The organism is Amycolatopsis sp. NPDC059657, assembly GCF_042734395.1.
Lineage (GTDB): Bacteria > Actinomycetota > Actinomycetes > Mycobacteriales > Pseudonocardiaceae > Amycolatopsis.
The window spans coordinates 25,889-48,426 of sequence record NZ_JBHWEB010000053.1; the positions used below are offsets into that span (position 1 = coordinate 25,889).

The following is a 22,538-nucleotide window of genomic DNA, read 5'->3' on the forward strand; positions in this document are numbered from 1 at the left end:
ATTGTCGGCCTCCCCCGGCGGGGGCTGGTACCGGTGCGGGGGGGGGGGGTGACCACGATCCGGCCCTCACTGGGGGGGGGGGGGGGGGCCCGGGGGGGCGCCGCCCTGACCCCGGCCCGCGTCCCCGGTGCCCTGCATGCCGCCGAGCACGCGGCGATCGGCCTGCTACCGCTGTTCGCCACGTGCGACCGATGGGATATCGGCGGAGTGTCCACCGCGTGGCACGAAGACACCGGGGAGGCGACGGTGTTCGTTCACGACGGTCATCCCGGGGGTGCGGGATTCGCCGACCGCGGCTTCGCCGCGGTGTTCCCATGGTTGGACGCGACGCGGGAGGCGATCATCTCCTGCGAGTGCCCGACGGGTTGCCCGTCCTGTGTTCAGTCGCCGAAATGCGGGAACGGCAACGATCCACTGGACAAGGCGGGTGCCGTGGCCGTGCTGGATACCGTGCTCGGGGCTTTGCGTCAGCACGGCGGCCAGTCCGGCCACGGGGTGGATCAAGCGGCCGAAGACTCGACCAGGTGAATCGCGTGCTCGCCTTCGAGCGCGCGCACCAGAACCTCGTGCACGGCGGCGGCTTCCGGCAGCTGCCAGCCCCAGACCTCGGGCTTGACCCGCCAGTGCACGACACCGTGCTGGAAAGGCGACGGCGGCAGCGGGATCCAGCTGCCGGCGCCGTGCCATTCGATGGAGGCCTGCGCGGCCAGTGCGGCGGGGATGCTCGCCGCCGCGGTGGTGAGGAACAGCCAGCGGCCGTTCGGCATGGCGACGATGGGCGCGGGGTGCCCGGTCGCACGCAGCAGGCGGGCGGCGCGCTTGCCGAGCTCGTCGTCGACCTCGATCGCGTCGAGCACGGTGCCGGTCGCCACGAGGAGGCTGTGTGTCTTGTCGCAGAACCACTCCGCCACCTGGTGCGGGTGGGCGCCGATGACGTCGGTCCAGTTGTCGTACGCCGGCACGGGCCTGCGCCAGGTCAGGTCGTCGTCCTCGCCGCGCACCGCGACGGGGTTGACACCCGGCAGCACCGGCCAGCCACGCCACGCGAGACCGATCGCCTCGGCGCGCAGCTCGATGCGGAAAGCGTTGCGCCAGCTGTCCGGCCAGTTCGCGTCCAACATTGTCTTCCTGCCTCCATCTGCTCAAGCTCTGCCGCCGCTAGCCCGTAGTGGCGTACATCTCAATAAACGGCAAGTTGCACATTGCCGATAGGACCCGCTCGACAACCGGTGGTTACGGGGCGATGAACGCGCGGTAGTTCAACGGCTGGACCGAACTGCCGCTTACCGATCATCCGGTCGACGGCACCGCTGCGGGGCCGTTCGCCGCAGGCCGAACCAGGGGCGACGGTTTCGTGGGCTTCCGCGTGCTTCTTGAGGTACGCCGTTCGGCGGGAGCCAAAAGTTTCAAACGACCGCTCGGCGCGTGAGGACGACCGCTGCTCGTGATCTGGACCACTCAACTTCGCGGTCGGCGGGATCAGCCGCACCGTCCACTCATCGGCCGCTCGTCTCCGGAGCCGCTCACGGTGGGCGGTCGACCGGCCCGGCACGCGCACGCGCCGCCACCGGACCCAACGGACCGAGTACCCCGGCGAGTTCCATCCGAACCTCGACGAGCGCGTCACCGGACTCGAACCGGCACCCGCTCAGTCCTATTCCCATGGCGTCGGTGACCCGGCGCGCCCGTTCACAGGACAGCCCGCCCGCCGCCGCCAGCGCGCCGAGGTCGGCCGCGGTCTCGGCCCGCCGACGGCAGATCGAGGCGATCCCGACCCAGCACACGGTCATCCCGATCAGCAGCACCAGCAGCACGGCCACCGCCGCGAACACCGACGCGGAGCCGTTGTCCCGTTCACCCGACACCGGACACCCCCGGTTCGAGCAAGGTGAACGCCGTCGCACGCACCCGCGCGCCGAACAGCAGCCCGCCTGCCGGAGCCACACCGACCTCGACGGTCACCGCGTCACCCTCGGCCCGCACGGCCAGCCGCGCGCCACCCGGTGCGATGGCCAGCACCGCGCTTTCGGCTTGCTGCCGCTGACCGCGCGACACCAGCCGCGCCGCCTCACCGGCGGCATCGGTGCACCTGAGCAGATCGACGACCACGGCGAGCCCGGCAAGCAGCGAAGCCAGCACGAAAGCCATCGCGCCCAGCGCGACCGCGGCCTCCACGGTCACCGCTCCCCGATCACCGTCCATCACGTACCCACCGAGAGCGCTCGTTCGATCAGCCCGCGCAACGCGTCGGCCGCCCAGTCGCTGGTGACGATCAGATAGATGACACCGGCGATGGCCGCGCCGGCGAGCGTGATCAACGCGTACTCGGCCGAGATCGCGCCCGCGTCGCCGTACAGGAACCGCTTTTCCATGGCTGTCTCCTCTTATCCAGTAGGTCAATGCGGGGTCAGCAGCCCGGCCGTGAGCCCGGCGACGACCGGAGCCACACCCAGGCAGAAGAAGGCGGGCAGGAAGCACAGCCCGAGCGGCCCGGTGATCAGCACGCCCACGCGTTGCGCCCGCGCCTCGGCCTCGTCCGAGACCGTGGCGCGCAGCCGGACGGCCAGGTCCGCGACCGCCTCGGCCAATGCTGTCCCGGACCGCGCGGTCCGGCGGGCCGCTCTCGCCAGCTCGGCGAGCCCGTCACAGCAGGCGACCGGTTCCCACGCGAGCACCGGATCGGCTCCGAGTTCGAGCAGATCCGCCGTCGCGCGCAAGGCGTCGTCCGCCGCGGTGGCACCGGTGACCGCGCGAACGGCCTCGGGCACCGGAAGCCCGGAGCGCAAGCAAGCAGCCAGCAGGTCCAGCACGGCCGCCATCCGCAACGGGTCACCCCGCGTCCGCTTCCGCCTCGGCCATCGCCAGGCCACGTGCCGCCCGGCAGGGTTCAGGCTCCGCATCCGATCCACCGCACCCAGCGCCGGTGGCAGTGCCGACAGCCCGGCCGCGAACAAGACCATGGCGCTCATACCGTCACCACCCGCCGCGTCAGCCGCGAACTCCACGCGAGTCCCGCGGCGATGAAGCCGGCGCCCAGTACCAGCAGCACCTGACCCGGCGCTGTCGCGGTCAGCACCCTCGCCGGGTCCGCTCCCATCGCCTGCCCGAGCGCGATGCCCAGGCACGGCAGGAAGGCCAGCACGGACGCGCTCGACCTCGGCCCCGCCAACCTCGCGTCGGCCTGCCTGGCGAGCCGCACACTCAGCTCGACATCACGCCGGACGGCGTCGAGCACCTCGGCCATCGGCAAGCCATGGCGCTGTGCGAGCGTCCACGCGCCGGTGAGCCTGCCGAGCGGCCCGTCACCCGGCGACTCGGGGAACGGCCCGTCCAGCCGCGCCGCGGCGGCGACCGTCCGCATCGCCCGCGCCGCCTCACCTGTCGCCTCCCTGGCCGCCGACTCCGCGGCCGCGATCGGATGCGCACCGGCTCGCAGTTCGGTGACCATCGCGCGCAACGCTTCGGCGAATCCGTCCCCCTCGGCGAGCCTGGTCCGCATGGCATCGCGCTCCCGTCGATCACGCCGCACGGCGAACCCGAGCAACGCGGCGGCCAGCCCTCCGCCCGGCCAGGCGAGCATCGTGGAGACGATCAGCGCCAAGCCGCCCAGACCGGTCCGCCACCATCGCCGCGGCCAGTCACGGCTCGACGGGCGGATCCGACCGGCCAGCCCGGCGAGCCGGGCGCTCGCACAGGTCGCGGGCCAGCACAGGAGCGCGGCCAGCCCGAGCAACGCGCTCACCACGGCGACGCTCCGGTGAGCAGTCCGGTGAGGACGGGACGATGCTCGGTCCAGCGGCCCGCGTGCCACACCCGGCACACCCGTACCCCGGCACCGCCGAGCCGCACGACCCCGATCTCGTCGAGCCGCCGCCCGCGACCGGGGATCCGCCGCATGTGCAGCACCACCCGCACCGCGGCGCCGAGCTGGCTGTGCAACGCGGCCCTGGCCAAGCCACCGAGCGCGGCCAGCGCCTCCATCCGGGCGGGGACTTCCTGCGGCGAGTTGGCGTGAAGCGTGCAGGCACCCCCGTCGTGGCCGGTGTTGAGCGCGTTGAGCAGGTCGACGGCCTCCTGCCCGCGAACCTCGCCGACCACGAGCCGGTCAGGGCGCATCCGCAGTGCTTGACGTACCAGCTCCCGCAGCGTCACCTCGCCGACGCCTTCGATGTTCGGCGGCCGCGCGATCAGCCTGACGAACTGGGGATGCGCCGGTTGCAGCTCGGCCGCGTCCTCCACGCAGACAATGCGTTCCGACCGCGCGACCGCGCCGAGCATGGCCGCGAGCAGCGTGCTCTTGCCGGAGCCCGTGCTGCCGGTGACCAGGAACGCAAGGCGCGCCGCGATGATCGCTTGCAGCAGTTCCTTGCCCGCGGTGTCGAACGTGCCGAGCGAGCACAGCGTGGCGAGGTCGTGCGAGGCCGGGCGCAACACGCGAAGTGACAAGCAAGTCCCGTCCGCGGCTATCGGCGGGAGCACGGCGTGCAGCCGCACCCTGCCGTGCGGACCGGAACCCGGCAGCCAACCGTCCACATAGGGCTGGGCGTCGTCGAGCCTTCGCCCGGCGAGCAACGCCAGCCGCTGCGCGAGCCTGCGCACCGCGGCCTCGTCTTCGAACACGACGTCCGACAGGCGAAGGCCGTACGAGCCATCGGTCCACACCTCGCCGGGCTTGGTCACCAGCACGTCGGTGGTGTCCGGATCCTCGAGCAATGGCTCCAGCACACCGGCACCGACGAACTCGTGCCGCAGGGAACGCAAGGCGCGCAACAGATCCACGTGCCCGATGGCACCACCGGCCTCGGCGCGGACGGCGTCGGCCACGGCCGCGGTGTCGGGCGCGGACCCGGCCGACGCCAGGCGCAGGCGGACACGTTCGACGAGTTCGGCGCTCATGCCGCCACCTCGTCAGGCAGCGCGCGCAGCACGGCGCGGGCGGTGACGCCGAGCGGCCCGCGGGGGTTCAGCTCGAACTTGCCTCTGTCGAGCGCCAGCGCGAGCCCACGTTCGGGCGGCATCCAGGTCAGCAATGGCAGCCCGACCGTTCCCGCGATCTGCGCCGCCGGGATCTTGTCGGGTGAAGGCCCTCTGACGACCAGCGCCACCCGCGACGCACGATGTTCCAGATAGCGCTGGATGCGTTGCGCGGCAATGGATGCGCGTACTTCGGCCGGAACGACCACGACCACCAGATCGGCGATGCCGACCACCGCCTCGGTGGTACGCCCGAGATTGCGGGGCAGGTCGCACAGGACCTTACGGCCCGCCCGGCGCCCGGCTTCGGCGACGGCCGTCACGGCCTCCACAGAGGACCCGCCACCGTCCCTGTCATAAGAGACGAAGGACAGCCGTCCACCGCGGTATTCATGAGCGGGCAGTGCTTCACGCAAGGCCGTCATCGACACCCGGCCGGAGCCGACCTGCAGCTCGGACCAGCGCAGCCCGCCCCGCGCCTCCGCGCCGAGCACGATGTCGATCCCGCCGCCGAGTGGATCGCAGTCCATCAGCAGCGCGCTGCCACCCTCCCGGCAGACGGTCATCGCGACGGCCGCGGTGAGCACCGAAGCGCCCGCGCCGCCGCGCCCGCCGAGGAACCCGATGATCCGGCCGCCGGGCACGTCAGGGCCGTCGACCACATCGGCGAGCTCGGCGATCAGCGCGGCCTCGTCCTCCGGCAGGCTCAGCACCCGCTCGACGCCCGCGTCGAACACGGATCTCCAGACCGGCGGGGCCGGCGCGCCCTTGCACACCAGGAAAACCCCGCGTCTTCGTGGCAGCGCGTTCTGCTGCATCGCGGCTTCCTCGTCGAGTATCACCATGGGCGCCCGCGCCCAGCTCGTCCGTGCGGCCACCAGGTCCGGCGCGCGTTCGGTACTGCAGCCCACCGCTGCCGCGAGACGGATCACTTCGTCGATGACGGTTTCGTCGTTGGCCACGATGAGTGGCCGTGTGCCGGTAGTCATGCCAACCCCCTGCTGCGTCGATTTCGGTCGATGCCTCCACCGTCACGCATGCGCCACGGCCGCCACAACGCCCGATCCCCGCACCTGTGGATAGCCACCCCGATGTGGATAACTCCGCGGGAAACACCGTTTCCGCGGCGCGAGTTGTCGGCCCTGTGTGGTATGCGCGAGACGGCCGCGCCGGCCGGGAGCCCGAAAACACTGTCCCGCAACAAGATTTGGTCGTCGAGACCAGCCGCTCGAGTGTTCTTTGGTCCCCAAGACCAGTGCCCGAAGGGCGGAAAAACGGGCGAAAGTCAGCAGCACGCACGCGAGTTCGCCGTGTGCGCCCGCACGTTCGACCCGGGTTCGTATTCGCCCACCCCGCGAAAGACATCCGGCACACTGTTTTCGCGCTATGCGAAACGGCGTTTTCCACTTCCGGTCCCGCCCCCTGAAACCCTTGCGGGCCTTGGGAAAGACGAAGAAGAAAAGGGACGACCCCCGCCAGGGGGGAGGGGCGGGGGTCGTCGGGGGTTCAGCCCCGGGGGGTCGGACTGAACCTGGCCGGTGTAGCACCGGACTCGCCAACTGTAACTCCATCCGCGCCATCGCGGCACTTCTGGGCACACCCACAATTCGATAACGGCATCAGCGGCCAATCCGCACCCGCTGTGATGAATTTTCCATCGGATCTTGCCGTTCGTGACCGACCAGCAAGATCGAAGACGCGAATACTCCTATTGTGGTGGGGTGGCCGAACCGAACTTCCCTGCCGTACCAGCCGATGTGGCGCCGAACCGGGTCGCGGCGTTCTTCGATCTGGACAAGACGATCATCGCCTCGTCGAGTGCGCTCGCCTTCAGTAAACCGTTGCTGAGAGAGGGGCTCATCAACCGCCGTGCCGCTTTACGGAGCGCGTACGCGCAGCTTGTTTTCTCGCTCGCCGGCGCGGACGCGGGAAAAACCGAGCGGATGCGCCAGGAGGTGTCGGCGCTGTGCGCGGGCTGGGATGTCGCGCAGGTCTCCGCGATCGTCGAGGAGACGTTGCACGATGTGGTCGATCCGCTCGTCTACGTCGAGGCGACCGAGCTCATCGCGCGGCACAAGGCGGACGGGCACGACGTGATCGTGCTCTCGGCCACCGGCGAGGAGGTGGTGGCGCCGGTCGCGCGGATGCTGGGCGCGACGCGCAGCGTGGCCACCAGGATGCAGATCGTGGACGGCCGGTACTCGGGCCAGGTGGACTTCTACTGCTACGGCGAGAACAAGGCGCTCGCCGCGAAGGACCTCGCCGCCACCTACGGCTACGACCTCGCCCAGTGCCACGCTTACACCGATTCGAGCACCGACATCCCGCTGCTCGAAGTGGTCGGGCATCCGTACACGGTCAATCCGGACCGGCTGCTGCGCAAGCACGCCGCGACCAAGGACTGGCCGGTGCTGACGTTCGACAACCCGATGTCACTGCGCAACCGGCTGCCGCTCGCGTCACCCACAGCGGTGGCGCTGGGACTGGGCGTGGCCGCCGCGGGGGTGACTTGGTATGGCCTGGCGAGGCGCCGGAAGGACCGTTAGCGCCCGGCTTGTCACCCTTGTCGGCGCTGCGTGCACCCACACGGCGGTACCGGGCTGGCTTTCCTTAGACAGGACCAAGAATTCTATGTCGCTCAGGGTAGGGAAGTCACTAGATCGAGCCTCTGTACCGGTGCACCCATCCGCGCTCTTGAAGTGACTCCCATCACGGCGTAGAAAGTAAGTGCGGACGTTTGGTCGGCCAGGGAAAAGGTAGAAGAGAAGCCTTTTCCACCCCGGGAAACCTCCGTGCGCGGACTCCGGGCACCCACGCGCAGCGCGCCGCGGGAGGCTCGTCGTCTAGGGACTGCGTAGTGGGACGCCACACGCCGAGTCCATGAAGGTACGACCAGAGTTGCACGCTTGGTCACCCGAAAGTTCGCGCGAGGGCGGCGCCCGTTGGCTTCGGCCGACGGGCGCCGCCAGCGTTAAAACACTTTCGTCAGGTGCCGCGTGGCACCCGAGGCCGACTAATGCAGGAGGTCTTCTCGCGAGGGACTCAAGTTAGTCACAGCAAAAGATGAAAATGTTTTTTCACGACCTATCGGGAGGCGTGGAAGGGCACCTTCCTCTTACTGGCCACGATGAAGGACGTCTCGCGCACACGCGCGGGGCGTCCTTCCGCTTTTGGCGGACGAAATTCCGCGACATTGGGCTGCGTGGCCGATAGACAACCCCCTGGCACGTGAGTAGCTTTCCGATATCGGCTCGTTCGGGTGAGAAACTCCCGAGCGGCCGTTTCGTGCTGCGACGCCGCCGCCGGCGCCGCGCGGATACTGGGAGGCTGCCTTGAGCATCCGACGTGTTCTTCCTCGCCGAGTCTTCGTGCTGTCGATGGCGGGCGCACTCGCCGTGACCGGCGCGGGCGCCGCGGTCGCCGCACCGGCCGGTCAGACTGGGCGGGTGGACACCTTCGCGGCCGAAGCGCAGCGCACCCTGCACGGGCTGACCCTCGAGCAGAAGGTCGGCCAGCTGTTCGTCACCTGGGTCAACGGCAAGTCGGCCGACGAGGTCAACGCGAAGAACCAGGCGGACTTCGGCGTCGACACCCCCGCGCAGGTCATCGAGAAGTACCACCTCGGCGGCGTCATCTACTTCAACAACGACTCGCGGGACAACTTCGACGACCCGGTGCAGGTCGCGAAGCTGTCCAACGGCCTGCAGCAGGCGGCCACGCACAGTGGCGCGCGCATCCCGTTGCAGATCGCGACCGACCAGGAGGGTGGCACGGTCACCCGGATGGGCGCCCCGGCGACCGAGTTCCCCGGCGCGATGGCGATCTCGGCAGGCCGCAGCGCCGCCAACGCGACGGCCGCGGCCACCATCCTCGGCAAGGAACTGCGCGCGGTCGGCATCAACCAGAACTTCGCGCCGGACGCGGACGTGAACTCGAACCCGGTGAACCCGGTGATCGGCATCCGCTCGTTCTCCGGCCAGCCGGGACTGGCCAGCCAGTTCGTGACCGCCGAGGTCAAGGGCTACCAGGACGGCTACCGGCTCTCGCAGACTGTGTCAGCCACCGCGAAGCACTTCCCCGGCCACGGCGCCGCGCCGACGGACAGCCACACCGGACTCCCCCGCATCGACAGCACCGAAGAGCACTGGCGCGAGACCGACGTCCCGCCGTTCAAGGCCGCCATCCGCGCGGGCATCGACTCGATCATGACCGCGCACATCCAGTTCCCCAGCCTCGACCCGTCGCTCGAACCGGCGACGCTGTCGAAGCCGATCATCACCGGCAAGCTGCGCGACGAACTCGGATACAAGGGCGTCATCGTCACCGACTCGCTCGAGATGCAGGGCGTGCGTGAGATGCACTCCGACGCCGAGATCCCGCTGCTCGCGCTCAAGGCCGGCGCCGACCAGCTGCTCATGCCGGTGCACCTCGAGGTGGCCATCAACTCCGTGGTCGACGCGGTGCGCAAGGGCGAGTTGAGCGAGCGGCGCATCGATGAGAGCGTGCTGCGCATTCTCACGCTGAAGCTCAAGCGCGGCATCCTGTTCACCCCGTTCGTCGACACCTCGAAGGTCATGGGACAGCTCGGCACTCCGGCGAACCTCGCGAAGGCGCAGGCCATCGCCGACCGCTCGATCACGTTGCTGCGCAACGACGGCGGCGTGCTGCCGCTGAAGCAGAAGCCAGCCTCCGCGCTGATCACCGGCTGGGGCGTGTCGACGACCGCGCAGCTCGCCGCCAGATTCACGGCGCACGGAACCGCGGCGACCGCGTTGCAGACCGGGCAGGCCCCGTCGGACGCGGCGATCGCGCAGGCCGTCGCGGCGGCGCAGGGCAAGGACGTGATCGTCGTGCTCACCAACAACATCCGGCTGTTCCCGTTGCAGCTGAAGCTGCTCAACGCGTTGAACGCCACCGGGAAGCCGGTGGTCGCGGTCGCGGCGGCGATTCCGTACGACGCCGGGTACGACGAGACCGTGAAGACGTGGCTCGCCAGCTATGGCTACATCACGCCGACCGTCGAAGCGCTGGCGAAGGTGGTGCTCGGTGAGGTCGCGCCGCAGGGCAAGCTGCCGGTCGACATCCCGGTGGGCACTGACCTGGCCAAGGTCAAGTACCCGTTCGGCCATGGGCTCTCGTGGTGAGCCTCAACCGGCGGGCGTTCCTGGCGGCGGGCGCGGCGCTGACGACTAGCGTCGCTAGTTCGTCTAGCAGCGCTATGGCTAGCAACGCTAGCGCGACTAGCGCTGCTAGCTCGACTAGCGATGCTAGCGCGGGGCCCGCGGGCGAGGAAGGCCACGGCGGCGTCCGCACCGGCGCGGAAATCCTTGCCGCACAAGGCTGGCGCCTGTTCGCGGGTCGCAAGGTCGGCGTGCTGTCGAACCCGACGGGCGTGCTCGCGAACGGTGACCACATCGTCGACTCGATGGTCGCCGCCGGGATCCGCCCCGCCGCCGCGTTCGGCCCGGAGCACGGCTTCCGCGGCAGCGCGCAGGCAGGCGGATCCGAAGGCGACTACACGGACCCACGCACCGGCGTTCCGGTGTACGACGCGTACGGCGTCGACGCGGCCAAGCTCGCCGCGATGATCACCAAAGCGGGCGTCGACACCGTCGTCTTCGACATCGCGGACGTCGGCGCGCGCTTCTACACCTACATCTGGTCGCTCTACACCGCGATGGTCGCAGCCGCGAAGGCCGGAGCGTCCTTTGTGGTCTTGGACCGGCCGAACCCGTTGGGCGGCAAGGCTTACGGCCCGATGCTGAACCCGGCGTTCAGCTCCGGGATCGGCCGCAAGCCGATCGTCCAGCAGCACGGGATGACCGCGGGCGAGCTCGCCAGGTTCTACGTCGGCGAATTCCTTCCCGCCGAGGGCGTGAAACTCCCGAAGCTCGACATCGTCCAGGTTCGTGGCTGGCGGCGCGATCAGCATTTCGCGCGGACCGGGCTCGACTGGATCCCGCCGAGCCCGAACATGCCGACCCCGGAAACGGCGCACGTCTACCCGGGCACCGGCATGTTCGAAGGGACCGTCTTTTCCGAGGGCCGCGGCACGACGCGCCCGTTCGAGATCATCGGCGCGCCCGGCATCGACTGGCGCTGGCGCGAGAAGCTGGCCGAGCTGCGGCTGCCCGGCGTGAAGTTCCGCGAGACGTACTTCGTGCCGACGTTCGGCAAGTTCGTCAACGTGACCTGCGGTGGCGTCCAGCTGACGGTGACGGACCCGCGCGCGTTCGACGCGATCCGCACCGCCGTCGCGATGCTCGTGACCGGCAAGCAGCAACCCGGTTTCGCATGGCGGCCCGACAACTACATCGACAAGCTGTCCGGTTCCGACCGGCTGCGCACGATGGTCGACGCCGGCGCGGGCGTCGACGAGATCACTGGTTCTTGGCAAGACGAGCTCGGCCGGTTCGACAGGCAGCGGCAGCAGTACTTGATCTATAGGTGAGGCACTCATGAAAAGGTGGATCCGGGTCGCGGCGATACTGACCGCCGCGGCGGTCACCTTCTCCGGAACGAGCGCGATGGCGAGCACGGAAAGCCACCTGAGCGGGCGGTTCGACCGTCCTCAGCGTGACTTCGCGCCCGCGTGGACGACGCTGCGCGACGGCTCGCCGTCGAGCGCCGGGCTGGACCCGGCGCCGATCAAGGCCGCCGAGCGGTTCCTGGAGAGCTGGACCAAGCCGGACACCACCGGCCACCCGCACTTCGCGGGCGCGGTGGGCCTGCTCGCCCACGACGGCACGATCGTCGACAAGTACACGGTCGGCGGCGCCGTCCGGTACGCCGACGCCGCGGGCACCGAGCTGCCGCCGGAGCAGCAGGTGCCGATGCGGATGGACACCATCTTCGACATGGCGTCGGTGTCGAAGCTGTTCACCTCGATCGCCGTGCTGCAGCTGGTCGAGCAGGGCAAGGTCGCGCTCGACGCCCCGGTGATCACCTATCTGCCCGAGTTCGGTGTGAACGGCAAGGAAGCCATCACCGTCAAGCAGCTGCTCACGCACACCTCGGGGTTCGACGCCGACCCCAGGCCGTCGCTGTGGGCCGGTTACCCGGACATCCCGTCGCGCCGCAAGGCCGTGCTGGACAGCAAGCTGAAGAACGCGCCGGGCACGACGTACCTCTACTCCGACATCAACCTGCTGACGCTGGGCTTCCTCGTCGAGAAGCTGACCGGCTCGACGCTCGACGCCGTCGTGCGCGACCGGATCACCGCGCCGCTGGGCATGACCGACACCGGGTACAACCCGCCCGCGGCGAAGCTGAACCGGGTAGCGGCGACGGAGTTCCAGTCGAACCCGCCGCGCGGCATGGTCCGCGGCTCGGTGCACGACGAGAACGCCTGGTCGCTGGGTGGCGTCGCCGGGCACGCGGGCGTCTTCTCGACCGCGGGCGACATGGTCGTGCTCGGCCAGGCGATCCTCAACGGCGGCAGCTACCGCGGGCACCGGATCCTGCGGCCGGAGACCGTCCGGAGCATGCTCACGGACTACAACCAGGCCTTCCCCGGTAACAACCACGGATTGGGCTTCGAGCTCGACCAGATGTGGTACATGGGCGCACTGGCCTCGCCGAGCACCGCCGGGCACACCGGCTACACCGGCACTTCGTTCGTCATCGACCCCGAATCGCGGTCGGTGGCCATCCTGCTGACCAACCGGGTGCACCCGAGCCGCGGCTGGGGCTCGATCAACCTCGCGCGCGAGACCTGGGCGAGCTCACTCGTGAAGGCCATGACGGTCCGCCCGGAGGCCGGGCGCGATTACTGGGCCACCACGATCGGGGACGCGAGCTCGGCCACCCTCACGACCGGGCAGCTCAAGGCGGGCTCGCTCAAGGTGACTTTCGACGCCTTCGTCGACTCGGAAGAAACTGACCTTCTCTCCTTGGAGTCGAGTGCGGACGGGGCGTCATGGACCCCCGTCAAGATGCGCGCGCACGGGCCGGGAGCGCCCCTTTCTGAATCGATTTCGTTGTCCGGCCACGGTCACCGCCAGTGGTGGCGAGTAATCGCGAACGTGACTACAGCCACTCCGGTAATACTTCGGTGGCGCTACGCGACCGACGCCCGTTACACGGGCCGCGGAATTCATCTTGATGACATCCGAGTCACAGAGAGCGGTCGAACAGTTATCGACGGTGAGCATCACCCGTCAATCTTCACCGCATCGGGTTGGGCACTGAACTCTCGGTGACCGAAGGTAAGAATCTGGCAAAAATACCGTGCCGCTGAGCGGGATTGCCCCCGTTACAGTGCGACTCTACGTTGCCAATCTGTTAGCTCGGGGACGTTAACGGCTGGGACCTGGTTAGCGACTTTCAGTTCAACGATTAATCGCAAAAGCATCCGCAGACACGGATGGGTTGCGATCTCCCCGAAGGGTGTGGGTAGCCTTGTCTCAAATGCCGACGGTTAGTAACTTTCCCACGGTGGACACTGCCGATTCAGTGACGGTGACGGCGCCGCCCGAGTCCGTGCCTGTTCAGCACCAGGCACGCGACGCGGAAGCGAGCCCGCTCGTCCGGATCCGGTCGCTCCTGCCTGGTCTGGCCCGCGCCGAGCAGCGTGTCGCCAAGGTGGTCCTCGAGGACCCCGCGTCCGTCGCGCGCCGCAGCATCACCGAGGTGGCGCTCGCCGCGAACACCAGCGAGACCACGGTCACCAGGTTCTGCAAGGCCGTCGGTGTCGGCGGCTACCCGCAGCTGCGCATCGCGCTGGCCGCGGACACCGCTCGCTCCGAAGCCCGTTCCAGCCGCAACCTCGGCGGCGAGATCAGCCCGGACGACGACCTGCAGTCGGTCATCAACAAGGTCAGCTTCGCCGACGCGCGCGCCGTCGAAGAGACCGCCGAGCAGCTCGAGGTCGAGACCCTGCAGAAGGTCATCGACCTGGTCGCCTCCGCGGGCCGGGTGGACGTCTACGGCGTCGGCGCGAGCGCGTTCGTCGCGGCGGACCTGCAGCAGAAGCTGCACCGCATCGGCCGGATCAGCTTCGCCTGGTCGGACACGCACATCATGCTGACCTCGGCCGCCGTGCTGGGTGACGCGGACGTCGCGGTCGGCATCTCGCACACCGGCGCGACCACCGACACGGTCGAGGCGCTGCGCGTGGCCCGTGAGCACGGCGCGACCACCATCGCGCTGACGAACTTCCCGCGCTCGCCGATCACCGAGGTGGCCGACTACGTGCTCACCACCGCGGCCCGCGAGACCACGTTCCGCTCCGGCGCCACGGCGAGCCGCATCGCGCAGCTCACCGTCATCGACTGTCTCTTCATCGGTGTCGCGCAGCGGCACATGGACGACGCCGTCAACGCGCTCGACGCGACGCGCGACGCCGTCGGCTCACACAGGCTCGGAGTTCGCCCCGATGGCAGGCGGCGGCCCCGGGAAACCGGCAAATGAACGATGACCTAGAAGCGAGGCGCATGATGACCGTCCCACGGCAGGTGGTGCACGTCGATTCGCCGACCGAGCAGCGGAATCCGCGCACCACCGACATCGACCTGATGTCGACCATCGGCATCCTCGGCGCGATCAACGCCGAGGACCGCCGGGTGCCGGACGCGGTGAACGCGGTGCTCGGCCAGCTGGCCGTCGCCGTCGACCACGCCGTGGAAGCGCTGCGCGGCGGTGGCCGGGTGCACTACGTCGGGGCCGGTACGTCCGGCAGGCTGGCCACGCTCGACGCGGCCGAACTGGTGCCCACGTTCAACGTGCCGCCGGACCTGTTCGTCGCGCACCACGCGGGCGGCGAGCGGGCACTGCGCCAGGCCGTGGAGAACGCCGAGGACGACGCCATGGCGGGCGCGGCCGAGATGACGTCGTCGGTGGAGCCCGGCGACTTCGTGCTCGGGCTCACCGCGTCCGGCCGGACGCCGTTCGTGCTCGGTGCGCTCGCCGCGGCCGCCCGCCGCGGCGCGAAGACCGGGCTCGTGTCCGGCAACGCCAAGGGTTCGAAGCCGCCGGGCGTCGACGTGCTCATCGCGGTCGACACCGGCCCCGAGGCCATCGCGGGCTCGACCAGGATGAAGGCGGGCACCGCGCAGAAGCTGATCCTCACGTCGTTCTCGACCGCGACGATGATCAAGCTCGGCAGGACGTATTCGAACCTGATGGTCAGCATGCGCGCGACGAACGCGAAGCTGCGCGGCCGGACGGTGCGGATACTGCAGGAGGCCACCGGCATGACCATGGCGGTGTGCTCCGACGCGCTCACCGAAGCCGACGGCGAACTGAAGGTCGCGCTGGTCCACCTGCTCTCCGGGGTGGACGTCCGCGGCGCGGCGGCCGCGTTGTCGGCCAACGACGGGCATGTACGCAAGGCACTGGATTCGTTGCACATAAGGGCTAGTTAGTCAGTTCAGTTCGCTCGATCGATGCCACTGTTCAGGCATGGACGAGTACTACGCGGCCGAAGTCGGTTCGACCGCGCTCGGTGTGGCCATGGCGCGCGCACTCGAGCACGCGAAATCCGGCAGGCTGGTGACCGACCCGCTCGCGGGGCGGTTCCTGGCCGCGGCCGGCATCACCGTGCCGGACCCGGCGCGGGTGCCACCGGACAGCGGCGTGAACTACGTCGCGGTGCGCACCAGGTATTTCGATGATTATTTCCGCGCCGCGATGGCGGCGGGGATAAGGCAGGTGGCGATACTCGCCGCCGGTCTCGACGTCCGCGCCCAGCGGCTGGGCTGGCCGGACGGGACCGTGTTGTTCGAGGTCGACCAACCTCGGATGCACGAGTTTAAGCAGCGGGTGCTCGACTCGGCAGGCGCGCACGCCCGGTGCGCGCGCCACGCGGTGGACGCCGACCTGCGCGGAGATTGGGCGGCCGAACTGGTCGCCGCGGGCTTCGACAGGGATATGCCGACCGCGTGGCTGCTGGAGGGCTTGGTGCAGTACCTGCCCGCGGCGGCCGAAGAGGAACTGGCCGAGACGGTCCATGCGCTTTCGGCGCCCGGCAGCATGCTTTCGGTCGAGTACGTGCACGGCTGGGAGTTCGAGGAGATGCGGGACGACCCGCTGTTCCATGAAGCCGCCGAACGCTATGGCGTCGACATGATCGACCTCTGGAACATCGAGCCGCGCCGCGATCTCGCCAAGTGGCTCGACACGGTCGGCTGGACCGTGTCGACCGAGGAAGCCACCGAGGTCTCAGCGCGCTTCGGCAGGCCGCTTGTCTCCGGCATGGACGCGATCATGGGCCGGAGCCTGCTTTTCTCGGCGCGTCGAGAGGGCTAGCGCGAGCAGTACGGAGACCGCCGCGACCGGGCCGAGCCACTTCGGGCCCGCCCAGGCGAGCACGACACCGCCGACCGCGGAGCCGAGCGCGCCGCCCGCGTAGATCGCGGAGCCGTTGAGCCCCAGCGCGACCGACGGCGCGTCCGGCGCGAGCGAGAAAAGCCGGTGTTGCTGCGGCACCATCAGCATTCCCGCGAAACCGCCGATCAGCAATGCATAAACGATCGTCGACGGCAGGCTCAGCGCGGCGAAATCGAGCAGCAGCAAGGCACTCGCGACCCCGGACAGCGAGATGAGCCGGACCCGGTCAGGGCCGAACCGGTCGGTCCAGCGGCCGGCGAGCGTGGTGCCGATGACCTGCCCGATGCCGTTGCCGACGAGCACCCACGCGAGCACCGCGCCGGCGGCGACATCCTTGGCGATCACCGGCAGATAGGTCGCGACGCCGAACGTCGCGAGCATGGCGAGCACGGTCACCCCGAGCACGCGCGCGATCGGCGGCCGCACGACCACCGAAAGCCGGTCACGCAGGCCCGCTGCCGGGACGTGCACGGCGGGCAGCATCGGAACCGCCAGCGCGACAAGGATTCCGAGCGCGCCGATGCCCCACATGACCGCGCGCCAGCCGGCCAGGTTCCCGGCGAGCACCCCGATCGGCACGCCGAGCACCATCGACACGCTCATGCCGGCGGCGACGGTCGCGAGCGCTTGGCCTCGACGCGTTTCCGGCGCGATCGCGCCCGCCATGACGTAGGCGTTCGCCTGGAACGCGGCCGCGCCGATCGCGGCGAGCACCCTCGAGACGGCGACGACGGTGAAACTCTCGCCGAGCGCCTGCCCTGCCATGCCGATGGTGAACAGGACGAGACCGGCGCCCAGCAGGCGTTTGCGGTCCCATGATCCGGTGAAGGCGGCGATGAGCGGCGAGCTGATCGCGTAGGTGGCGGCGAAAACGGTGGTCAGCTGGCCTGCGACGGACTCCGAGACGTGGAGGTCGGCGGCGATGGTGGGCAGCAGGCCGTTCAGGACGAAGCCGTCGGTACCCAGGATGAAGGTGCCGACGGCGAGGATGAGCAGGGGCCCCAGAACGAGCCGATCATTCGATGATCGTCGAATCGTCATGGAGGTATAGTGAGCCAACGATTCGATGGTTGTCAAACAATCTAAGGGAGTGTCCGGTGGCCAGGACGTTGCCGCAGCCGCCCCGCGAGGCGCTGGAGATCGTGACGCTGCTTCAAGCCTTGGCCGACCCGGTGCGCCTGGAACTGGTCCGCGCCCTGCGCGACGGCGACGGCCCGTGCCCGTGCGGACTCGAGGCGTACGACGTCGACATCAGCGCGCCGACGCTGTCCCACCACTGGCGCGTCCTCCGCGAAGCGGGCGTGACCACGACGTTCACCGAAGGCCGCAAACGCTGGGTCGAGCTGCGGACCGAGGACGTGCACGCCCGCTTCCCCGGCCTCCTCGACGCGATCCTGGCCCGCCCCGCTTGAAAAAATCCCAATGTGGCGTTCGTCAGCTCTGGAACCCCCAATGTGGCTTTCGTCAGCTCAGAGCTGACGAACGCCGCATTGGGAGGCTGAAACCTGACGAACGCCGCATTGGGATTTTTTTCGCTCAGCCGGCGGCGTCGGAGATGCTGCGGGCCTCCTTGGCGCCGCTTTCGATTGCCTCGCAAGAGAAAAGGAGCCATTCGCGGACGCCGTCGGGTGAGCCGGAGGCGAACGCCGATGCGGCAGCGTGGTACTTGGTGATCCGGCGGAAGTAGGCGACCTCGGGCACCGTCAGCGCCTTGGGGTCGAGGCCGGTCGCGATCATCGACAGCCGCGCCGCCGCGCGGGCGACCACGCCGTCGGCGGAGCCGAAAGGCTTGAGCGACAACAGTTCCCCGTGCACGACGGCCGAGAGCACGGCCCCGGGGACCGAGGTGGCGCCGGTGATCAGCTGCGCGAGCATCTCCAGCCGCGGCCCCGCACCATCCACAGGCCTGCCCAGCGAGTCCTGATCGGACACCAGGTCCGCCGCGGCCAGCAGGTGCAAGCGCGCCAAGGCCTGCAACGGCGCGCGCCGCCATGTCGGCAGCATGGACTCCAGCGCTTCGGCCACCCGCAAAGCGCCGGCCAGCACCGGATCGCTCACGACGTCCGAGACGTCCAGCAAAGCGCCTTCGATGCCGGCCGAAGAACGGGCCGCGCGCACGGAGGCCTCCGAAGCCGTCGCCGAGCCGTCACGCAGGTTGGCAGGCAGGCGGTGGACCGCGAAAACCGCGTCCTGGGCCGATTTCACCGCGGCGGCGACGTCATCCAAAGCCAGCAGCGGGGCGAGTGGGTCGCTCACGCGTCGAGCACCTGACCTTCGCGCTTGATGACCGGCGGCAGCACCGACCACGGGAAGTTGATCCACTTGTCCGTGTACTTCCAGACGTACTCGCACTTCACCTCTGACCGCGGCTTCTCGTAGATCACCGCGCAGCGGACCTCGGCGACGTGGTCGGCGCAGAAGTCGCGCACCAGCTTCAACGTGGCGCCCGTGTCGGCGACGTCGTCGGCCACCAGCACGGTCGCGCCGGTGAGGTCGACGGCGTTGGGCACCGGCGGGAGCATGACCGGGAGGTCGAGGCGCTCGTCGACGCCGGTGTAGAACTCGACGTTCATCACGTGCAGGTTCTTGACGTCCAGCGCGTAGCCGAGCGAGCCCGCGACGAACAGGCCGCCGCGTGCGATGGACAGGATCAGGTCCGGCTCGAACCCGTCGTCGGCGATGGTCTGCGCGAGGTCCCGGCTCGCCGTGCCGAACAAATCCCAGGTGAGCTCTTCCCGATCCGTCATGCCGCTGAGCATAGGCAACGTCTAAGTGGACTCTTGAAATGCTTCAGAATTGGCCATTCTAGACAGCCACATGAGCACTTACCGTCGAGATCATGACCTGGTTCGATCAGCCCACCCTGCGCGGCAAGCACGTCCACCTGGAACCGCTCACGCCCAAGCATGCCGAAGGCCTGCACAAGACCACCGCCGATCCGGCGATCTTCACCTGGTTGAGCATCCGCCAGCCCAAGGATGTCGCCGAGACCGCGAAGCTCGTCGACGCCATCTTGAACCAGCCAGGCAGGCTCGCCTGGGCGCAGATCGACGCGAACACCGGCGAGGTCGCAGGCACCACCTCGTACTACCAAATCGATTCCACCCACCGGAATCTCAACATCGGCTACACCTGGATCGGCCGCGGCTGGCAGCGCACCGCGCTCAACACCGAGGCGAAACTCCTTTTGCTCCAACGAGCTTTCGATGACCTGAAAGCGCACCGCGTCGCCTGGGAGACCGACATCGGCAACGAACGCTCACAGCGCGCGATCGAACGCCTCGGCGCGCAAAGGGAAGGAGTGCTGCGAGCACACCGTGTGCGCCCCGACGGCACGCTGCGCGACACCGTCGTCTACTCGCTGACCGGACCAGAATGGCCAGCGGTCCGTAACTCGCTCACCTCAAGGGTGTGAAACCCGGGCGCAACGGCGCTGCAACCTTTTACTTCGCGTCGTAACGTCGATAGCGTGCCCACGGGCGTGAAGACACGCGAATATTCAGGAGGCATCGCACCATGACCGAGCAGTCGCCGGCGCTGGACAACCTGCTCACGGAGAGCCGGACCTTCCCACCGAACGAGAATTTCAGCGCACAGGCGAATGCCAAGGCGGATCTCTACGCCGAAGCGGACGCCGACCGGGAGGGGTTCTGGGCGACGCAGGCGGAGCGGCTCTCGTGGGACACCAAGTGGTCCCAGGTATTGGACTGGACCAATGCGCCGTTCGCCAAGTGGTTCGTCGGAGGCAAGCTGAACGTCGCGTACAACTGCGTCGACCGCCACGTCGAAGCCGGCCACGGCGACCAGGTCGCGATCCACTGGGTCGGTGAGCCCGGCGACAGCCGCGACATCACTTACGCCGAACTGAAGGACGAGGTCTCCAAGGCGGCCAACGGACTCGCGTCGATCGGCGTCGGCGCCGAAGACCGCGTCGCCATCCAGTGCCCGATGATCCCCGAGGCGATCATCGCGATGCTCGCCTGCGCGCGGATCGGCGCGGTGCACTCCGTGGTGTTCGGCGGCTTCTCCCCGACCGCGCTGCGGTCCCGTGTCGACGACCAGGCCGCGAAGATCGTCATCACCTCCGACGGCCAGTACCGCCGCGGCAAGGCCGCGCCGATGAAGGTCAACGTCGACGAGGCGCTCGAAGGCGCCGAGTCCGTCGAGAAGGTGCTCGTCATCCGCCGCACCGGCGACGAGGTCCCGTTCACCGAGGGCCGCGACCTGTGGTGGCACGAGCTGGTCGACGGCCAGTCCGCCGAGCACGCCCCCGAGGCGTTCGACTCCGAGCACCCGCTCTTCATCCTCTACACCTCCGGCACCACCGGTAAGCCGAAGGGCATCCTGCACACCTCAGGCGGTTACCTGACGCAGGCGGCGTACACGCACCACAACGTCTTCGACCACAAGGCGGGCGAAGACGTTTACTGGTGCACCGCCGACATCGGCTGGATCACCGGGCACAGCTACATCGTGTACGGCCCGCTCGCCAACCGCACGACCCAGGTCGTCTACGAAGGCACGCCGAACACCCCGCACGAGGGTCGGCACTGGGAGATCATCCAGAAGTACAAGGTCTCCATCTACTACACGGCGCCCACGCTGATCCGCACGTTCATGAAGTGGGGCAACGAGATCCCGCAGAAGTACGACATCTCGTCGCTGCGCGTGCTCGGCAGTGTCGGCGAGCCGATCAACCCCGAGGCGTGGATCTGGTACCGGGAGAACATCGGCGCGGGCCAGGCCCCGATCGTCGACACCTGGTGGCAGACCGAGACCGGCGGCATCATGATCTCGCCGCTGCCGGGCGTCACCAGCACCAAGCCGGGTTCGGCGCAGCGCGCGCTGCCGGGCATCTCCGCGAAGATCGTCGACGACCAGGCGAACGAGGTCGGCAAGGGCGGCGGCGGATACCTGGTGCTCGACAAGCCGTGGCCGGGCATGCTGCGCGGCATCTGGGGCGACGAGGACCGCTTCAAGGAGACGTACTGGTCCCGGTTCTCCGACCAGGGCTACTACTTCGCCGGTGACGGCGCGAAGTACGACGCCGACGGCGACATCTGGCTGCTGGGCCGGGTCGACGACGTGATGAACGTGTCCGGGCACCGCATCTCGACCACCGAGGTCGAGTCGGCGCTGGTCTCCCACCCGACGGTCGCCGAGGCCGCGGTCGTCGGCGCGACCGACCCGACGACCGGGCAGGGCATCGTCGCGTTCGTCATCCTGCGCGGCAACGCCGTCGACGGCGGCGAGACGGCCGTGCAGGAGCTGCGCAACCACGTCGCCAAGGAGATCGGCCCGATCGCGAAGCCGCGTCAGATCCTGGTCGTCCAGGAGCTGCCGAAGACCCGCTCCGGCAAGATCATGCGCCGCCTGCTGCGCGACGTGGCCGAGAACCGCGCGGTCGGCGACGTGACCACGCTGGCCGATTCCTCGGTGATGGACCTGATCTCCACCGGCCTGAAGTCCGGCAAGTCGGAGGAGTAGGACTCGCGATAAAGCGGGCTTTGTCCCGGGCGTCCTTCCCGGGACAAAGCCCGCTTTATCCCGCCGGCACCCCCAGCGCGCGGAAGTCGAACGCATGTTCTAGACTGCGCGCGGCACCACCACCATTTCCGGGCAAGGAGACGACACCGACGATGACCGTGGACACCTTGACGCAAGAGGAAACGGCGACCGCACCGGCGACGGACTCGGCACCGCAGGCCACCACGCCTGAGGAGACCACCCCGGCACCGGCCGCCACTCCCGGCGAGACCGAGGAGCCCGCCGAGGACGCCAAGCCCAAGCGCGGCCGTCCCAAGGCAGCCACGACCGCCAAGAAGACCCGCACGGTCGAGCTGACGCTGACTGTCACCGGCACCGCCGACGGCAACTGGCAGGCCGAGCTCAAGCACGGCAGCAAGTGGGTCGCGCAGGGACTCGACATCCCCGCGGCCGCCGTCTCGCGTGCGGCCAAGGAGCTGCACGTCGACCTCTCCGGCCCGATCGACGAGGTGATCAACGCCGCCCGCGAAGCGCAGGCCGCGAAGGTAGCCGAGCTCGAGGCGCAGCTGGAGCAGGCGAAGCAGGCGCTCGCCGAGCTCGACGCGTAAGAACTTTCTCTCCCGCCGGGGCGGATGCCGAGTAACAGCGGCATCCGGCCCGGCTTTTTTCATGCTTAGGATAGGCATTCTTGAATGAGGATTGCCTGCCTTTACCGCGAATGGGAAATCTCGCCGGTCCGCGCATTCCGT

At 69.0% G+C, this 22,538-nt stretch carries 23 protein-coding genes; 12 read left to right on the forward strand and 11 right to left on the reverse strand.

Annotated features, from left to right (window positions below):
- Positions 1–528: Zn-binding domain-containing protein (locus ACFV15_RS26610; RefSeq protein ID WP_378353323.1), on the forward strand; the 528-nt coding region annotated here is incomplete at its 5' end.
- Here ACFV15_RS26610 and ACFV15_RS26615 read toward each other — a convergent pair.
- The 8 genes from ACFV15_RS26615 to ssd all read right to left on the reverse strand — a co-directional run bounded on the left by ACFV15_RS26615 (position 501) and on the right by ssd (position 5,963).
- On the reverse strand, positions 501–1,121 hold the full coding sequence (locus ACFV15_RS26615) for a bifunctional DNA primase/polymerase (RefSeq protein WP_378353324.1): 621 nt from the start codon (positions 1,119–1,121) through the stop codon (positions 501–503). The two genes, ACFV15_RS26610 and ACFV15_RS26615, sit on opposite strands and share 28 nt — an antisense overlap.
- Positions 1,122–1,523: 402 nt before the next feature.
- A complete protein-coding gene (locus ACFV15_RS26620) occupies positions 1,524–1,865 on the reverse strand; it encodes an Rv3654c family TadE-like protein (protein ID WP_378353325.1) in 342 nt (113 codons plus the stop codon).
- Entirely contained in the window at positions 1,855–2,202 is a 348-nt protein-coding gene (locus ACFV15_RS26625; protein ID WP_378353326.1) for a TadE family type IV pilus minor pilin, read from the reverse strand. The genes ACFV15_RS26620 and ACFV15_RS26625 overlap by 11 nt, the downstream gene beginning before the upstream one ends.
- Positions 2,202–2,372, reverse strand: coding sequence for a DUF4244 domain-containing protein (locus ACFV15_RS26630; RefSeq protein WP_378353327.1), 171 nt, complete (start codon positions 2,370–2,372; stop codon positions 2,202–2,204). Before ACFV15_RS26630 ends, ACFV15_RS26625 begins: the two co-directional genes overlap by 1 nt.
- Before the next feature lie 24 nt (positions 2,373–2,396).
- Positions 2,397–2,969: a type II secretion system F family protein gene (locus ACFV15_RS26635; protein ID WP_378353328.1), complete on the reverse strand. Its 573-nt coding sequence runs from the start codon at positions 2,967–2,969 to the stop codon at positions 2,397–2,399.
- On the reverse strand, positions 2,966–3,742 hold the full coding sequence (locus ACFV15_RS26640) for a type II secretion system F family protein (protein ID WP_378353329.1): 777 nt from the start codon (positions 3,740–3,742) through the stop codon (positions 2,966–2,968). Before ACFV15_RS26640 ends, ACFV15_RS26635 begins: the two co-directional genes overlap by 4 nt.
- The gene (locus ACFV15_RS26645) at positions 3,739–4,896 is read right to left on the reverse strand and encodes a TadA family conjugal transfer-associated ATPase (RefSeq protein WP_378353330.1); all 1,158 of its coding nucleotides are present in this window, start codon (positions 4,894–4,896) and stop codon (positions 3,739–3,741) included. Before ACFV15_RS26645 ends, ACFV15_RS26640 begins: the two co-directional genes overlap by 4 nt.
- The gene (gene ssd / locus ACFV15_RS26650) at positions 4,893–5,963 is read right to left on the reverse strand and encodes a septum site-determining protein Ssd (protein WP_378353331.1); all 1,071 of its coding nucleotides are present in this window, start codon (positions 5,961–5,963) and stop codon (positions 4,893–4,895) included. Before ssd ends, ACFV15_RS26645 begins: the two co-directional genes overlap by 4 nt.
- A 732-nt stretch (positions 5,964–6,695) precedes the next feature.
- Here ssd and ACFV15_RS26655 point away from each other — a divergent pair.
- The 7 genes from ACFV15_RS26655 to ACFV15_RS26685 all read left to right on the forward strand — a co-directional run bounded on the left by ACFV15_RS26655 (position 6,696) and on the right by ACFV15_RS26685 (position 16,221).
- Entirely contained in the window at positions 6,696–7,520 is an 825-nt protein-coding gene (locus tag ACFV15_RS26655) for an HAD family hydrolase (protein ID WP_378353332.1), read from the forward strand.
- Positions 7,521–8,351: 831 nt separating this feature from the next.
- The gene (locus ACFV15_RS26660) at positions 8,352–10,118 is read left to right on the forward strand and encodes a glycoside hydrolase family 3 protein (protein WP_378353358.1); all 1,767 of its coding nucleotides are present in this window, start codon (positions 8,352–8,354) and stop codon (positions 10,116–10,118) included.
- Positions 10,115–11,425, forward strand: a complete 1,311-nt coding sequence (locus ACFV15_RS26665; protein WP_378353333.1) for an exo-beta-N-acetylmuramidase NamZ domain-containing protein — start codon at positions 10,115–10,117, stop codon at positions 11,423–11,425. The genes ACFV15_RS26660 and ACFV15_RS26665 overlap by 4 nt, the downstream gene beginning before the upstream one ends.
- 7 nt (positions 11,426–11,432) lie before the next feature.
- On the forward strand, positions 11,433–13,175 hold the full coding sequence (locus ACFV15_RS26670) for a serine hydrolase (protein ID WP_378353334.1): 1,743 nt from the start codon (positions 11,433–11,435) through the stop codon (positions 13,173–13,175).
- Positions 13,176–13,383: 208 nt separating this feature from the next.
- Positions 13,384–14,385: a MurR/RpiR family transcriptional regulator gene (locus ACFV15_RS26675; RefSeq protein WP_378353335.1), complete on the forward strand. Its 1,002-nt coding sequence runs from the start codon at positions 13,384–13,386 to the stop codon at positions 14,383–14,385.
- A gap of 23 nt (positions 14,386–14,408) precedes the next feature.
- Entirely contained in the window at positions 14,409–15,338 is a 930-nt protein-coding gene (locus tag ACFV15_RS26680) for an N-acetylmuramic acid 6-phosphate etherase (protein WP_378353336.1), read from the forward strand.
- 37 nt (positions 15,339–15,375) lie between these two features.
- Positions 15,376–16,221 carry an SAM-dependent methyltransferase gene (locus ACFV15_RS26685; RefSeq protein WP_378353337.1) on the forward strand — a complete coding sequence of 282 codons (846 nt, stop codon included), beginning with the start codon at positions 15,376–15,378 and terminating at the stop codon, positions 16,219–16,221.
- On the opposite strand, the gene ACFV15_RS26690 is transcribed toward ACFV15_RS26685, so the two are convergent.
- Entirely contained in the window at positions 16,135–17,343 is a 1,209-nt protein-coding gene (locus tag ACFV15_RS26690) for an MFS transporter (RefSeq protein ID WP_378353338.1), read from the reverse strand. The two genes, ACFV15_RS26685 and ACFV15_RS26690, sit on opposite strands and share 87 nt — an antisense overlap.
- A gap of 56 nt (positions 17,344–17,399) precedes the next feature.
- Here ACFV15_RS26690 and ACFV15_RS26695 point away from each other — a divergent pair, with 56 nt between their 5' ends.
- The gene (locus tag ACFV15_RS26695; protein WP_378353339.1) at positions 17,400–17,714 is read left to right on the forward strand and encodes an ArsR/SmtB family transcription factor; all 315 of its coding nucleotides are present in this window, start codon (positions 17,400–17,402) and stop codon (positions 17,712–17,714) included.
- Positions 17,715–17,838: 124 nt separating this feature from the next.
- Here the strand turns inward: ACFV15_RS26695 and ACFV15_RS26700 are convergent, their stop codons facing one another.
- Both ACFV15_RS26700 and ACFV15_RS26705 read right to left on the reverse strand, forming a co-directional pair.
- Positions 17,839–18,558 carry an oxidoreductase gene (locus ACFV15_RS26700; protein WP_378353340.1) on the reverse strand — a complete coding sequence of 240 codons (720 nt, stop codon included), beginning with the start codon at positions 18,556–18,558 and terminating at the stop codon, positions 17,839–17,841.
- On the reverse strand, positions 18,555–19,049 hold the full coding sequence (locus ACFV15_RS26705; RefSeq protein WP_378353341.1) for a phosphoribosyltransferase: 495 nt from the start codon (positions 19,047–19,049) through the stop codon (positions 18,555–18,557). Before ACFV15_RS26705 ends, ACFV15_RS26700 begins: the two co-directional genes overlap by 4 nt.
- Positions 19,050–19,141: 92 nt before the next feature.
- Here ACFV15_RS26705 and ACFV15_RS26710 point away from each other — a divergent pair, with 92 nt between their 5' ends.
- The 3 genes from ACFV15_RS26710 (at position 19,142) to ACFV15_RS26720 (ending at position 22,397) form a co-directional block, all read left to right on the forward strand.
- Entirely contained in the window at positions 19,142–19,717 is a 576-nt protein-coding gene (locus ACFV15_RS26710; protein WP_378353342.1) for a GNAT family N-acetyltransferase, read from the forward strand.
- 101 nt (positions 19,718–19,818) lie between these two features.
- Positions 19,819–21,789, forward strand: a complete 1,971-nt coding sequence (gene acs / locus ACFV15_RS26715) for an acetate--CoA ligase (RefSeq protein ID WP_378353343.1) — start codon at positions 19,819–19,821, stop codon at positions 21,787–21,789.
- 152 nt (positions 21,790–21,941) lie between these two features.
- The gene (locus ACFV15_RS26720; protein ID WP_378353344.1) at positions 21,942–22,397 is read left to right on the forward strand and encodes a DUF6319 family protein; all 456 of its coding nucleotides are present in this window, start codon (positions 21,942–21,944) and stop codon (positions 22,395–22,397) included.
- Positions 22,398–22,538 lie beyond the last annotated feature (141 nt).